Source organism: Acidovorax sp. Root219 (assembly GCF_001428665.1).
Classification (GTDB): domain Bacteria; phylum Pseudomonadota; class Gammaproteobacteria; order Burkholderiales; family Burkholderiaceae_C; genus Acidovorax.
This window is the reverse complement of the sequence record NZ_LMIJ01000003.1, coordinates 285,988-300,018: the sequence shown is the minus strand read 5'-3', so window position 1 is coordinate 300,018 and position 14,031 is coordinate 285,988. Positions and strand designations below refer to the sequence as shown.

The following is a 14,031-nucleotide window of genomic DNA, read 5'->3' as shown; positions in this document are numbered from 1 at the left end:
TCGTTGGCGCAATCATAGATTCAGGGCTCCCACCCTTCAAGGACCACCATGCCGCACCCACTCACCCTCATCAGCCATCCCCTTTGCCCCTATGTCCAGCGGGCCGCCATCGCGCTGGCGGAAAAGGGCGTCGCCTTCGAGCGCATCGACATCGACCTGGCCGACAAGCCCGCCTGGTTCCTGGCCATCTCGCCACTGGGCAAGACGCCGGTGCTGCTGGTGGATGGCCAGCCGGTGTTCGAATCGGCCGTGATCTGCGAATACCTGGACGAGACCACCGCGCCCCGCCTGCACCCGCAGGACGCGCTGGCCCGGGCGCGGCACCGCGGCTGGATTGAGTTTGGCTCGGCCGTGCTCTCGGCCATCGGCACGTTCTACAACGCCCCCGACGACACGGCGCTGGCCAGCCGGGCCGGGGAGATCCGGCGCCTGCTCGCGCAGGTCGAGGTGCAGTTGGGCATGCAGCAGGAAGCGGGCCCTTACTTTGCGGGAGAAGCTTTCACGCTGGTCGATGCGGTGTTCGGCCCCGTGTTCCGCTACTTCGATGTGTTCGACCCGATCGGTGACTTCGGTGTGTTCACAGGCCTGCCACGCGTGGCGGCCTGGCGCTCAGTGCTGGCGGCCCGGCCTTCGGTGCAGGGCGCCGTGGGCGCAGATTATGCGGACCGGCTTCGCGTGTTTCTGCGTGCGCGCCAGGGGGCGCTGGCCCGGCGGATGGAGCTTGCCATACCGCTTCCACCACCGGCACGGCCTCGGGCAGCGCAGGCGTGAAGCCACCGAGCCGGCGGAACTGGCGCGTCATGTGCGCCTGGTCGGCATAGCCCGCATCGTGCGCCAGGCCGGTGAGCGAGGGCGCTCGCCCCGCCTGCACCAGCGCCATGGCGCGCTGAAAGCGCAGAATGCCCGCCAGGCTGCGCAGCGGCAGGCCCACGGTGGCCAGCATGTCGCGGCGCAGGGTGCGCTCGGACATGGCCAGGGCGCTGCACATCGCCTGCAGGGGGGCGCCAGGGTGCATGCGCCACCAGCGCAGGGCTTGCAGTGCACGGGCCTGGGCCGGCCCGGGCGGCCCCGCGCGCTGCGACAGGCGGTGTGCCGCCTGCACCAGGGCGGCCTGCAGGCCAGGGGTGTCGGTGGCGGCCAGCAATGCAGACGCCAAGTCGTTGCCCAGGGCGCGCTCTACCGCCGCGCCGGTCAGTACCTGGTTGAGCAAGGCGGCCGGATCCAATGCCAGGCAGGCGCCGCCCCAGCCGAGCCGGAAGCGCACGCCCGCGCTCCAGACAGGGGCGCGGTGGGCCACGGTGCCAGGGCGGTCCGCCGGGCCGGCAATGGCCAGGCGGACGGTGGCGATGCGACCGCTGCCATCCAGCACGGCATGGGCCACCAGGTCCATGCGCCCATCGGGCAGCACAGTCTGGCGGCGGGGAGCGGCGGGACGGTAGCACCACAGCGCCTCGACCCGCTCGGGGTCCAGCGAGTCCAGAGGCAACTCTTCGTACGGCAGGGGTTCCTGCGGCGGGCGTTGCATGGTTGGCGTCGGATGCTCGCTGGCCGACGGCGGGGCGGCTTACATGCCCAGCGACTTGAGCAGCTCGTCCGTGGCGGAATCACCGCTGTCGCCCGCCGGTGCGGGGGTCGGGGCGGTCGCGTTTTGCGTGCCCTGTGCGTTCTGGGACATCAGTGCATCGGCGTCGGGCGTGTCCTGTGCCTCGAAGTCCACCATCTTGATGAACTCGGTGCGGTCGATGGCCAGCTCCAGGTAGAAGATGTTGTTGCTGGCGGTGTAGAAGGTCACGCGCCGGGCCTCGGGCTTGTCCAGGTTGGCGTCCACGCTGAGCATCACCTGCTTGTTGAGCACCAGCATCTTGGGCTGGTTCTGGGTGATGTGGGTCTGCAGCTCGCGCCGCACCTTGCCGGTGAAGTCGCCCACCACCTGGTTCATGAGCTCGCCCATCACGTTGCTCACTTCGTCCGAGGTGTAGGAGGTGACCAGGTCGTCCTTGGACATACCCATGTTCAGCAGGTAGCTCGAATACAGCTCCATGGCCGCCTGGGCCGAGAAATTGATGATCACCAGCCCCGAGAAGCCGCCGTCGAACAGCACGAAGCAGCCGATGTCGGGTTTCAGGCAGGTCTTGCTGATGCGCTGCACCATGCCCGAGTAGTGGATCTGGCTGTGGGTGGCGACATTGAGCACGCGGGTGACCGAGTTGCACAGGCTGATCAACAGGTCTTCGGTGCCGTAGATGACGGAGGTTTCGGTGTGGCTCATGGTGTTCGCTCGGGTGCGCTCGGGAAAATGGGGCTGTACGGAGCATAGGCGAAGCGGCCGCACCCGGCCAGAGTGCTTTCCAGGCGCTGTGGCGCCGCTGTATGCTGCGGGTTGACAATCAAGCGGCATGGCGTATCGTGCCAGCCATTCAAAGGGGAGGATTCCAATGGGCGCTGTGTATACCTATGGGCTGGACGATCTGGAGGCCATCGCAGCGGGTGCTGCAATTCTTGCAAGTGGCGGCGGAGGCAGTTACGGCGACGCCTGCACCATCCTCGGGCAGCTTGCGCAGCAAGGCACTTTTACGCCGGTGACCGTCAAGGACTACGATGGCGCCACCCCTGCCTGCGTGCTGGCCATCATGGGCTCGCCCGATGCCGCCGACGGGCTGACCCTCACTGCCATCCAAAACTCCATCACCAACACCTCGCAGGTGTTCGAACAGGCCACCGGCTGGCCGCTGGGCTGTGTGATTCCGGTGGAAATCGGCCCCATCAACTCGCTGGTGCCCCTGATCGGGGCCGGAATGTCCCGCGGCACGATCTACGTGGTCAATGGCGACGGTGCAGGCCGCGCGGTACCCGAACTGCCGCAGACCACCTTCACGGGCAGCGCGCAACTGGCACCCTGCCCCTGCGCGCTGGCCAGCGACGCCCCCCCTTCACCGCTGGTCGAATCGGCCGTGCTGGGTGCGCCCACGGCGGACAAGGTGGAAACGCTGGCGGGTGGGGTGGTCGGCGGTTTTGGCGGGTACTCGGGCATCGCCATGTGGCCGTCCAACAAGGGCAATGGCTATGCGCTGTCGGGCAACTACATTCCCGGCACGCTGGAGCAGGCGCGCCAGCTGGGGCTTTCGCTGCTGAAGGCGCAGACGCCGCCTTCCACGGCGGCCGTGGCCGCCAACATCAGCCAGCTGACCGGGCGCGCGGCCCAGGCGGTGCTGACCAATTTCTACATCACGGCGGTCACGCAATCCACCTCCAGCACTTCCTCGCTGGACTCAGGGGTCATTCGCCTGGACAATGCCCAGGATCCCAGCCAGAGCACGGCAACACACTACCTGTACAACCTCAACGAGAACCTGATCATGTACAGCACGGCGAGCATCTCGCCCGACATCATCGCGCCCGACTCGATCTGCTACTACTCCGAAAGCACGGGCCGGGGCTTCTCCAACGCCAGCGACGACCTGGCGGTCTACTTCAATGCCGCCACCGGCCAGAGCACGGGCAAGCAGGTCAGCGTGATCCAGGTGGCCACGGCACCCCAGCTGTACAGCACGCCGGGCGTGGTGGCATCGTTCGCAGCGCTGCTGCGCAACATCGGCTACGCAGGCGCGATGCCTTCGGCCTGAACCGGCTGGCCGCCATGGGTGAAGCAGACCTGAACCGGGAGCGGCTGGAGCTGGCCCTGGAAGCGGCCGGCCTGGACCTGTGGGAGAACGATCTGGTCACCGGCAACGTGACCCGCAAGGCCACCAAGACCTTCCTGGAGCTGGGCTTCACCGAGGAGGAGATCGTCTCGGGCCTGCAGGACGTCTACGGCCTGTTCCACCCCGATGACCTGGGGACGGTGCAGCAAGCCGTGTCCGACCACATGTCGGGCATCACGCCGCAGTACCGCTGCGAGTTCAGGTTGCGCGCCAAGAGCGGCGAATGGGTCTGGTATGCCAACTACGGCCGCATCATGGACGGCCATACCGATACCCCGGGCAAGCGCCTGATCGGAGTGACCTTCAACATCGACGACCGCAAGCGCAAGGAAGACGAGATCGCACAGATCAACCGCCAGTTGCGCGAGCAGAACGCGCTGCTGCAGCAGCTCAACACGGCGCTGGAACAATTGGCTGCCTGCGATGCGCTCACCGGCCTGTCCAACCGGCGCACGCTGATGGACCTGGGCGCCCGCGAGTGCCAACGCACCGCGCAGCTGGGCCAGCCGCTGTCGCTGATGGTGGTGGATATCGACCATTTCAAGGCCGTCAACGACGCCTGGGGCCATCTGGCGGGTGACCGGGTGATCTGCGCGGTGGCCCAGGCCTGTCTGGCGCGCTCGCGCATGGCGGTGGACATCGTGGCCCGCTACGGGGGCGAAGAGTTCGTCATCGTGCTGCCGGGCATCGATGCCCCCGGTGCTCTGCGCCTGGCCGAGCTGCTGCGCCAGGGCGTATCGGACCACAACGTGCCCGTGGATGCGGAGGGCGCCTGCGTCACCGTCACGGTGAGCATCGGCTTGGCCACCCTGTACGCCGAGCCCGGCGCGGGCTTCGAGGAGCTGGTCAACACCGCCGACAAGGCGCTCTACCGGGCCAAGCAGGCGGGCCGCAACAACGTACAGGTGGCCGCACCGTCGCCCCCAGCCCGCGCCGACATGCTCATCGTGCTCGATCCCGAACCCGAACCCGATCCAGACCCCGCCCAGGGCCGGGCGCTAGCCAGCTAGCCCACCTTGCCGCCAGCGGCCTGGTGGATCGCTGCGCGGATGCGCGGATAGGTGCCGCAGCGGCAGGCATTGCCCGACATGGCAGCGTCGATGTCCGCATCCGTGGGGCGCGCGGTCTTGCCCAGCAGCGCGCAGGCCGACATGAGCTGGCCGCTCTGGCAGTAGCCGCACTGGGCCACATCCAGCGCAATCCAGGCGTTGCGCAGGGCCTCGGCCTGGGGGCCGACCAGGCCTTCGATGGTGGTCACGTCGGCCTCGCCCACCGCCGACAGCGGTGTGACGCAGGCGCGCGTGGGCTCGCCGTTCAGGTGCACGGTGCAGGCGCCGCACAGCGCCATGCCGCAGCCGAATTTGGTGCCGTTCATGTGCAGCTCGCCGCGCAGCACCCACAGCAGGGGCGTATCGGGCTCGGCGTTGACGGCGACGGCCTTGCCGTTGATGCGAAGGGTGGTGGGCATGGATGGGGCTCCTGTAGGGGTCAGGCCAGGCGCAGCGGCAGGCTGCGCAGGCGCTGGCCGTTCAGCGCGAAGAGGGCGTTGGCCACGGCGGGGGCGATGGGCGGCACGCCCGGCTCGCCCACGCCCTCGGGCGGCTCGGCGCTCTGCACGATATGCACCTCGATGCGCGGGCACTCGGCCATGCGCAGCAGGGGGTAGTCGTGGAAGTTGGCCTGCTGCACCTGGCCCTTGTCCACGGTGATCTCGCCATGCAGCGCAGCCGTGAGGCCGAAGACCACGGCGCTCTCCATCTGCTGGGTGATGAGGTTGGGGTTGATGGCCGCGCCGCAGTCGATCACGCAGACCACGCGGTGCACGCGGATGGCCTTGCTGTCCGCCGCCACCGACACCTCGGCCACCTGCGCCACGATGGAGCCGAAGGACTGGTGCAGCGCAATGCCCCGTGCGCGTTTCGCGCCCGATGCATCGGCTGCCAGCGGCTGGCCCCAGCCCGCCAGCTCGGCCGCCTTCTTCAGCACATGCAGGTGGCGCGGGTGCTTTTGCAGCAGGCTGGCGCGAAAGGCCACCGGGTCCTGCTTGGCCGCAGCGGCTGCCTCGTCCATGAAGCTTTCCTTGAAGAAGGCCTGGTGCGAATGCCCGACCGAGCGCCAGAAGCCCACGGGCAGCGGCAGCGCGATGATCTCGTGCGCAATGCGTGCGTTGGGCCATTCGTAGGGCTGGTCGAAAGCGCCTTCCGAGGTGGTCTTGTCCGGCCCGGCCCCGGGCAGGCCGAAGATGCGGCCGAGCACCTGCGGCACGATGGCTTGGCCCACCGAGAGGTTTTCCCACGCCACCAGCCGGCCCTCGCCATCAAAGCCGGCCTTGAAGCGCGCCATGCACGCAGGGCGGTAGAAATCGTGCTGCGTGTCCTGCTCGCGCGTCCACAGCGTCTGCACCGGCGCGCCACCGGCCTCGCGCGCAATGGCGGCGGCCTGGGCCACGTAGTCCACCTCCAGCCGCCGGCCGAAGCCGCCGCCCAGCAGCAACTGCTGCACGTCCACCTTGTCCTCGGCAATGCCCAGCACCTTGGCCGCAGCCGTGCGCGCCAGGTCGGGTACCTGGGTGGAGGTCCACACCGTCGCCGCTCCGTCCCTGAACTGCACCGTGCAGTTGATGGGCTCCAGTGCCGCATGGGCCAGGTAGGGCGCGCGGTAGTCGGCCGTGAGGGTGCGCGCAGCACCCTGCATGGCCACCTCGGCATCGCCGCTCTGGTGGTAGCCAAAGCCCTTGGCCTGGTCCAGCGCCTGGGCCAGTTGCGTGTACACCGCCGCGTTTGACAGCGCGGCCGCCGGGCCGTGGTCCCATTCCACCGTGACGGCGGCCACGGCCTTGCGCGCATGCCAGGGCGTGTCGGCGATCACGGCCACGGCGCCGGTGCCGCCGTTCAGGGCGTCCACGGCCAGCACCTTCTTCACGCCGGGCAGCTTCTCGGCGGCGGCGCCGTCCATGCGCGCCACCTTGCCGCCGCGCGTGGGGCACATCACCACGGCGGCATGCAGCAGACCGGGCGGATTCGCGTCGATGCCGAACACGGCGCTGCCATCAAGCTTGCCGCGCGCCTCGATGCGCGTGAGCGGCTTGCCGATGAGGCGAAACTGCGCCGGCTCCTTGAGCGCCACCTTGCCCGGCAGCGGTTGCTGCGCGGCCAGGGCCGCCAGCTCGCCGAAGCGGGCGCGCTGGCCCGCGGCATGCTCGACCACGCCGGCCTGCACACTGCACTCGGTGGCCTGCACGTTCCACTGCGCGGCCGCCGCGCGCACCAGCATGGCCCGGGCGCTGGCGCCGGCCTCGCGCATGGGCCGCCACAGGTCCTTGATGCTGGACGAGCCGCCGGTCATCATCACGCCCACCTCGCGCATGGTCTTGGCGGTGAGCCAGCCGGCCACGGCCTTCATGGAGCCATCGTTGTCGGGGTGGAAGGGCAGGCCATCGACCACCGTGGCCAGGTTGTTGTAGATGTCGTCGATGGGCGCCATCTCCAGCCGCACCTGGGCCCAGTCGGCATCGAGCTCCTCGGCCAGGATGGCGGCCAGCCCGGTGTGTGTGCCCTGGCCCATCTCGGCCTTGGCCATCATGACTGTGACGGTGTTGTCGGCACCGATCTTGAGCCAGCCGTTGAGCGCTGCCTGGCCGCCCGCCGTGGGCAGGGGCGCGCCCGTGCGCAGGCGCTGGCGCGGGGGCAGCGCCCCCCAGCCGATCACCAGCGCGCCGGCCGTGGCGGCGCCTCCCCAGAGCACTGTGCGTCGTTTCACCATGGTTGTTGCCTGCCTCTCGTCGGAGCGATGGGTAGGGGGCCATCGTATACCGGCAGGGGTCCCGGCGCGACGCGCCCAGGCGACACAAGGGTCCGATTCAGCGCGCAGGCAGTGCCGCAAAGGCCGGCAACCGCTCCGCCTGCTCGGCATAGGCCGCCAGCGCCGGGTAGCCAGCCGCCGCCACGGTGTCGGGCACCATCATCTGCATGAAACCCCAGGCCACGGCGCTGGTGATGCCCGCGTCGCCGATTTCCTGCGCGGGCGCGGGCAGGGGCTCGCGCGCCAGTTCTGCCTCCAGCAGCGCGCAGGCGGCCAGCAACTGGCCGGTCACGCGCTGCAGCCAGGGCGTGTGCAGCTTCTCAGCGGGCCGCAGCTGGTGCTCGTAGACGATCTGCACCGCCTTTTCGCATGCCGCCAGTGCCAGGCCTGTGAGGTGCAGCGCGCGCCGCAGCGCCGGGCCGCCTGCTGGCTGCAGCCGGTGCAAGGACAGCGTGGCCGCCCACTGCAGTATCAGCGTCGAATCCATGAGCACGCCGCCGTCGTCGCAGACCAGGGTCGGGGCCTTGACCACCGGGTTGATGCTGCCGAACGCATCGAAGCTGCTGAACACCGACAGCGGCAGGTGCGTGAACGGCACATCGAGCACCGTGAGCGCGATGGCGACGCGGCGGACATAGGGCGAATCGAGCATTCCAACCAACTGCAGCATGGGTTTGTTTCCTGAAAAGACCGTGAACACGCTCCAGACGATAGCCCCCCACGCGCTGAACGGGAAGGGCAGGGCATCGGAACAATGGGCACCAAACCGATGGATGATCGGCCCCGGCGCAACCCCTTTTCCACACGCAGCACCATGCAACTCGACAAGAAAGACTGGCTCATCCTCGAAGCCCTGCAGACCGACGCCCGCCAGAGCCTGGCCGCCCTGGGCAAGCGCATCGGCCTGTCGCAGCCGGCCATGAGCGAGCGCGTGCGCAAGCTCGAAGACGCGGGTGTGATCGAGGGCTACGGCGCCCGGGTCAACCTGCGCGCCATTGGCGTGCGGCTGCAGGCCCTCATCCGCATACAGACCACGCATGCCGGTATCGCGCCCTACGTGAAGCTGTTCGAGGCCATGCCCGAGGTGCTCGAAGCCGACCGCGTGACCGGCGAGGACTGCTTCATCGTGCGCTGCGCCATCGCCGAGCCCGAGGACCTGCAGCGCGTGGTCGATGCGCTGGCCCGGCACGGCGGCGTGACCACCTCGCTGGTGCTGTCCAGCCCGGTGCGCAAGACCACCACCGTGCATGCGCTCAAGCGGCCGGCGCGCTGAGCGGGCGGTGGCGTATGCCGAGGAGACGGTCTTTGCTCTGCTTTTAGTAGCTGAAAGCGACCTGGCAGCTTAGGTGAAGTGGCGATTTTTGCCCCGCTTGTAACTGGCCGTGTACGCCACCCGGCGTATTTCCGATCCGGGGGCCTGTCTCCAGAATCCATTCCATCGACCGATCCATCAGCCCCACAGGGCCATCGGGCGAAGCGGTTTGAACCCCTCTACTGGAGAAGCACACATGCAACGTCGTTATTCCCTCAAGGCCCTCGCGGCCGTCGCTGCGCTCGCTGGCCTGTCTGCCCTGCCAGCCCATGCCCAGGACACCATCAAGGTCGGCATCCTGCACAGCCTGTCGGGCACCATGGCCATCTCGGAAACCGTGCTCAAGGACACCGTGCTGATGGCCATCGACGAGATCAACGCCAAGGGCGGCGTGCTCGGCAAGAAGCTCGAGCCCGTGATCGTCGACCCCGCCTCCAACTGGCCCCTGTTCGCCGAAAAGACCAAGCAGCTGCTCGGCCAGGACAAGGTCTCGGTGATCTTCGGCTGCTGGACCTCGGTGAGCCGCAAGTCCGTGCTGCCCGTGGTCGAGGAAATGAACGGCCTGCTGTTCTACCCCGTGCAGTACGAGGGTGAAGAGCTCTCCAAGAACGTGTTCTACACCGGCGCCGCGCCCAATCAGCAGGCCATCCCCGCAGTGGACTACCTGATGAGCAAGGACGGCGGCAGCGCCAAGCGCTGGGTGCTGCTGGGCACCGACTACGTGTACCCCCGCACCACCAACAAGATCCTGCGCGCCTACCTCAAGTCCAAGGGCGTGAAGGACAGCGACATCGACGAGAAGTACACCCCCTTCGGCCACGCCGATTACCAGACTATCGTCGCCGACATCAAGAAGTTCAGCCAGGGCGGCAAGACGGCCGTGGTCTCCACCATCAACGGTGACTCCAACGTGCCCTTCTACAAGGAACTGGGCAACGCCGGCCTGAAGGCCAAGGACGTGCCTGTGGTCGCCTTCTCGGTGGGCGAGGAAGAGCTGCGCGGCGTGGACACCAAGCCGCTGGTGGGCCACCTGGCCGCCTGGAACTACTTCCAGTCCATCAAGAGCCCGGCCAACACCGAGTTCATCAAGAAGTGGGGCGACTACGCCAAGGCCAAGGGCATCGCCGGCCACAAGGACAAACCGCTGACCAACGACCCGATGGAAGCCACCTACATCGGCATCAACATGTGGAAGCAGGCTGTCGAAAAGGCCAAGAGCACCGATGTCGACAAGGTCATCGCCGCCATGGCCGGCCAGACCTTCAAGGCACCGTCGGGCATCGTCTCCAAGATGGACGAAAAGAACCACCACCTGCACAAGAGCGTGTTCATCGGCGAGATCAAGGCAGATGGCCAGTTCAACGTGGTGTGGAAGACGCCCGGCCCCGTCAAGGCCAAGCCATGGAGCCCCTACATCGAAGGCAACGACAAGAAGCCTGACGAGCCTGCCAAGAAGTAACGGCATCGCCCAAGGCGGACAGGCGCCTTGCAAGGGGAGGGGCGCTGCCGTGCCCCTCCCTTTTTTCTTTCCGGGCGCACCTCGTCCTGCGGGGTGCCTCCACAGGCATTGACTGACGCACTATGTTCAGATTTCTTTCGATGGCATGGCTGTGCCTGCTGGCGTGGGCCGGCCCCGCGCAGGCGCTCACGGCCGAGCAGGCGCTGGCCATGGCCGCCGGCGACACCGACGAGCGCGTGGCCGCCGTGCAGCAGGCCATCGTGCAGCCCGACGAGCGCATCGCCGCCTTCCTCAAGGCCCTGGCCGATGACGAGGTGAAGATCGTCGGCGCGGGCAAGGCCGCCATCATCGTGCGTGATGGCAAGGGCATCGACCCCGCCACAGGGAGCGAGGTGCCCGTGCCCGACGACGCCGAAGACGTCATCAACAACAACCGCATGCGCGGTGAGATCGACACCGCCATGGCCGGCTTGGCCCTGTTCGGCAAGGACGACGCCAAGCGCCTGGCTGCTGCCAAGGCCCTGACCCGCGAGCCCGACGCTGGCCGCCTGCCGCTGCTGGACAAGGCCCTGGCGCAAGAGACGCAGCCTGCCATCAAGGCCCAGCTGGAACTGGCCCGCTCCGCCACCCTGCTGGGCAGCGAAGACGCCGCCCAGCGCATCTCCGCCGCGCAGGCCCTGTCGCTGAGCGCCACGCCCGACACGCGCCTCTTGCTCAACGAGCGCGTCACGGTGGAAGAGGATGCCAAGGTCAAGGCTGCGCTGCAGGCCGCCCTGAAAGCCATCGACGGCGAGCTCGCTTGGGGCGAGCGCCTGGGCGCTGCGTTCTCGGGCATCAGCCTGGGGTCCATCCTGCTGCTGGTGGCGCTGGGCCTGGCCATCACCTACGGCCTGATGGGCGTGATCAACATGGCCCACGGCGAGCTGATGATGATCGGCGCCTACGCCACTTACGTGGTGCAGGGCCTGTTCCAGAAGTACCTGCCCGGCGCCTTCGACTGGTACCTGGTGGCCGCGGTGCCGCTGGCCTTCGGCGCATCGGCCCTGGTGGGCGCGGTGCTCGAACGCAGTGTGCTGCGCTTCCTGTATGGCCGCCCGCTGGAGACGCTGCTGGCCACCTGGGGCATCAGCCTGGTGCTGATGCAGCTGGTGCGCACGATCTTCGGCGCGCAGAACGTGGGCGTGGAAAACCCCGCCTGGATGAGTGGCGGCGTGCAGGTGCTCTCCAACCTCACGCTGCCCTACAACCGCCTCGTGATCATCGGCTTTGCCATCGCCGTGCTGCTGTCCATGGGCTGGCTCATCGGGCGCACGCGCCTGGGCCTGTTCGTGCGTGGCGTCACGCAGAACCGGCCCATCGCCTCCTGCATGGGCGTCAACACCGCGCGCGTGGACACCATGGCCTTCGCGCTGGGCTCGGGCATCGCCGGCCTGGCCGGCTGCGCACTGAGCCAGGTGGGCAACGTCGGCCCCGACCTGGGCCAGAGCTACATCGTCGACGCCTTCATGGTCGTGGTGCTGGGCGGCGTGGGCCAGCTGGCCGGCACCGTGTACGCGGCGCTGGGCCTCGGAGTGCTCAACAAGTTCCTCGAAGGCTGGGCCGGCGCCGTGCTGGCCAAGATCGCCGTGCTCGTGTTCATCATCATCTTCATCCAGAAGCGGCCGCAGGGCATCTTCGCGGTGAAGGGCCGCACTGCTGATTGAGCGGGCAAGACATACCATGACTACCAAGCCTTCTCTCCAACTGCCCGCCCCGGCCCCGCTGCTCACGCGCACCGGCTGGTCGGCCTTCATCGTCGCCCTCATCGTGGTCTGCGCCCTGGCGCCGCTGCTCAACCTGGTGGTGCCCGCCGGCAGCGTGTTCCACATGAGCGACTACGCCGTGGCCCTGCTCGGCAAGATCATGTGCTACGCCATCTGCGCGCTGGCCATGGACCTGATCTGGGGCTACACCGGCATCCTGAGCCTGGGCCACGGTTTGTTCTTTGCGCTGGGCGGCTACGTGATGGGCATGTACCTCATGCGCCAGATCGGCCGCGACGGCAACTACAAGAGCGAGCTGCCCGACTTCATGGTGTTTCTCGACTGGAAGGAGCTGCCCTGGCACTGGATGCTGTCCGACAGCTTCGTGGCTACGCTCATCCTGGTGGTGGCCGTGCCCGGCCTGGTGGCCTTCGTGTTCGGCTACTTCGCCTTCCGCTCGCGCATCAAGGGCGTGTACTTCTCCATCATCACCCAGGCCATGACGTATGCCGCCATGCTGCTGTTCTTTCGCAACGAGACGGGTTTTGGCGGCAACAACGGCTTTACGGACTTCAAGCGCATCCTGGGCCAGCCGATTGCCACGCAGAACATGCGCATGTTGCTGTTCGTCCTCACGGGGCTCACCCTGCTCGGCTTCTTCCTCATGGCGCGCTGGCTGGTGCGCAGCAAATTCGGCCGCGTGCTGCAGGCCGTACGCGACGCCGAGACCCGCGTCATGTTCTCGGGCTACTCGCCACTGCCCTATAAGCTCACCATCTGGACCATCAGCGCCATGATGTGCGGCGTGGCGGGCGCGCTGTACGTGCCCCAGGTCGGCATCATCAACCCCGGTGAGATGAGCGCCGCCAACTCCATCGAGATCGCGGTGTGGGCCGCCGTGGGTGGCCGCGCCACGCTGATCGGCCCCATCGTCGGCGCCTTCATCGTCAACGGCGCCAAGAGCTGGCTCACCGTCACGGCGCCGGAGTTCTGGCTGTACTTCCTCGGTGCCCTGTTCATCGCGGTCACGCTGTTCCTGCCCAATGGCGTGGTGGGGCTGGTGAAGAAATTCGGTTTCGGCAGCAAGAAGAACAACGACGACAAGAAGGGAGGCACGCAATGACCCCGGACCTGATGGAAGAGGGCGNGGTGGCCTCCGGCCAGACCGAATCGGGCGGCCGCGCCGCCGGCTTCTCGCGCATCGCCACGCCCGGCGAGGTGGACGTCACGCACGGCCGCATTTTGTACCTCGAAGACGTGAACGTGAGCTTCGACGGCTTCAAGGCCATCAACAACCTGAGCCTCGACATCGCCCCCGGCGAGCTGCGCTGCATCATCGGCCCCAACGGGGCTGGCAAGACGACGATGATGGACATCATCACCGGCAAGACCCGGCCCGACAGTGGCACGGTGTTCTTCGGCAGCACCATCGACCTGCTGCGCCACAACGAGCCCGAGATCGCCAGCCTGGGGATCGGCCGCAAGTTCCAGAAGCCCACGGTGTTCGAGCAGCTCACCGTGTTCGAGAACCTCGAACTCGCCCTCAAGACCCACAAGGGCGTGTCGTCGAGCCTGTTCTTCAAGCTCGACTCCGCCCAGTCCGACCGGCTGGCAGAGATCCTGCACACGATTCACCTGGCGGGCAGCGTGGCACGCATGGCTGGGAATTTGAGCCATGGGCAAAAGCAGTGGCTGGAGATCGGGATGCTGCTGATGCAGGACCCCAAGCTGCTGCTTCTGGACGAACCCGTTGCGGGGATGACGGATGACGAGACGGCTCGCACGGCCGAGCTGTTCCTGACCCTGAAGGGCAAGCACTCGCTGATGGTGGTGGAGCATGACATGGGGTTCATCCGCACGATCTCGGAGATCGTGACTGTGCTGTGCGATGGGTCTGTGTTGGCGCAGGGGACGTTGGACCAGGTGCAGTCGGACGAGCGGGTGATTGAGGTCTATTTGGGGCGGTGATGGGTTCGTCTGTGCTTCCTGTTGTCGCTGCATGCCTTTGCCAAGGGT

Annotated in this window: 11 protein-coding genes and 2 pseudogenes; 8 read left to right on the top strand and 5 right to left on the bottom strand. The window is 67.5% G+C overall.

What is annotated here, in order from left to right; genetic code table 11:
• The first annotated feature begins 48 nt into the window (after window positions 1-48).
• The gene (locus ASE28_RS04260) at window positions 49-771 is read left to right on the top strand and encodes a glutathione S-transferase family protein (RefSeq protein WP_057264922.1); all 723 of its coding nucleotides are present in this window, start codon (window positions 49-51) and stop codon (window positions 769-771) included.
• A gap of 52 nt (window positions 772-823) precedes the next feature.
• On the opposite strand, the pseudogene ASE28_RS33485 reads toward ASE28_RS04260, so the two are convergent.
• A pseudogene (locus ASE28_RS33485) lies at window positions 824-1,525 on the bottom strand (DUF6597 domain-containing transcriptional factor); the annotation flags it as partial.
• Between the two features lie 39 nt (window positions 1,526-1,564).
• A complete protein-coding gene (locus ASE28_RS04255) occupies window positions 1,565-2,269 on the bottom strand; it encodes a DUF3334 family protein (protein WP_057201492.1) in 705 nt (234 codons plus the stop codon).
• 166 nt (window positions 2,270-2,435) lie between these two features.
• On the opposite strand from ASE28_RS04255, the gene ASE28_RS04250 reads away from it, so the two are divergent.
• Together ASE28_RS04250 and ASE28_RS04245 are read left to right on the top strand one after the other, a co-directional pair.
• Window positions 2,436-3,623, top strand: a complete 1,188-nt coding sequence (locus ASE28_RS04250; protein WP_057264919.1) for a DUF917 family protein — start codon at window positions 2,436-2,438, stop codon at window positions 3,621-3,623.
• Window positions 3,624-3,637: 14 nt separating this feature from the next.
• A complete protein-coding gene (locus ASE28_RS04245) occupies window positions 3,638-4,711 on the top strand; it encodes a sensor domain-containing diguanylate cyclase (RefSeq protein WP_057264917.1) in 1,074 nt (357 codons plus the stop codon).
• Here ASE28_RS04245 and ASE28_RS04240 read toward each other — a convergent pair.
• The 3 genes from ASE28_RS04240 to ASE28_RS04230 all read right to left on the bottom strand — a co-directional run bounded on the left by ASE28_RS04240 (window position 4,708) and on the right by ASE28_RS04230 (window position 8,169).
• Window positions 4,708-5,169 carry a (2Fe-2S)-binding protein gene (locus ASE28_RS04240; RefSeq protein WP_057264915.1) on the bottom strand — a complete coding sequence of 154 codons (462 nt, stop codon included), beginning with the start codon at window positions 5,167-5,169 and terminating at the stop codon, window positions 4,708-4,710. The genes ASE28_RS04245 and ASE28_RS04240 overlap by 4 nt on opposite strands.
• Before the next feature lie 20 nt (window positions 5,170-5,189).
• Window positions 5,190-7,463, bottom strand: a complete 2,274-nt coding sequence (locus tag ASE28_RS04235) for a xanthine dehydrogenase family protein molybdopterin-binding subunit (protein ID WP_057264913.1) — start codon at window positions 7,461-7,463, stop codon at window positions 5,190-5,192.
• Window positions 7,464-7,560: 97 nt separating this feature from the next.
• Window positions 7,561-8,169 carry a glutathione S-transferase gene (locus ASE28_RS04230; RefSeq protein WP_057265010.1) on the bottom strand — a complete coding sequence of 203 codons (609 nt, stop codon included), beginning with the start codon at window positions 8,167-8,169 and terminating at the stop codon, window positions 7,561-7,563.
• A 147-nt stretch (window positions 8,170-8,316) separates the two neighbouring features.
• Here ASE28_RS04230 and ASE28_RS04225 point away from each other — a divergent pair, with 147 nt between their 5' ends.
• The 5 genes and pseudogenes from ASE28_RS04225 to urtD all read left to right on the top strand — a co-directional run.
• Window positions 8,317-8,775, top strand: a complete 459-nt coding sequence (locus ASE28_RS04225; protein WP_057201527.1) for an Lrp/AsnC family transcriptional regulator — start codon at window positions 8,317-8,319, stop codon at window positions 8,773-8,775.
• A 235-nt stretch (window positions 8,776-9,010) separates the two neighbouring features.
• On the top strand, window positions 9,011-10,273 hold the full coding sequence (urtA, locus tag ASE28_RS04220; RefSeq protein ID WP_057201488.1) for an urea ABC transporter substrate-binding protein: 1,263 nt from the start codon (window positions 9,011-9,013) through the stop codon (window positions 10,271-10,273).
• Between the two features lie 122 nt (window positions 10,274-10,395).
• Window positions 10,396-11,976 carry an urea ABC transporter permease subunit UrtB gene (gene urtB, locus ASE28_RS04215; RefSeq protein WP_057264911.1) on the top strand — a complete coding sequence of 527 codons (1,581 nt, stop codon included), beginning with the start codon at window positions 10,396-10,398 and terminating at the stop codon, window positions 11,974-11,976.
• A gap of 16 nt (window positions 11,977-11,992) precedes the next feature.
• A pseudogene (gene urtC / locus ASE28_RS04210) lies at window positions 11,993-13,090 on the top strand (urea ABC transporter permease subunit UrtC); the annotation flags it as partial.
• 73 nt (window positions 13,091-13,163) lie between these two features.
• On the top strand, window positions 13,164-13,983 hold an 820-nt coding region (gene urtD / locus ASE28_RS04205; RefSeq protein ID WP_369818114.1), incomplete at its 5' end, for an urea ABC transporter ATP-binding protein UrtD.
• Window positions 13,984-14,031 lie beyond the last annotated feature (48 nt).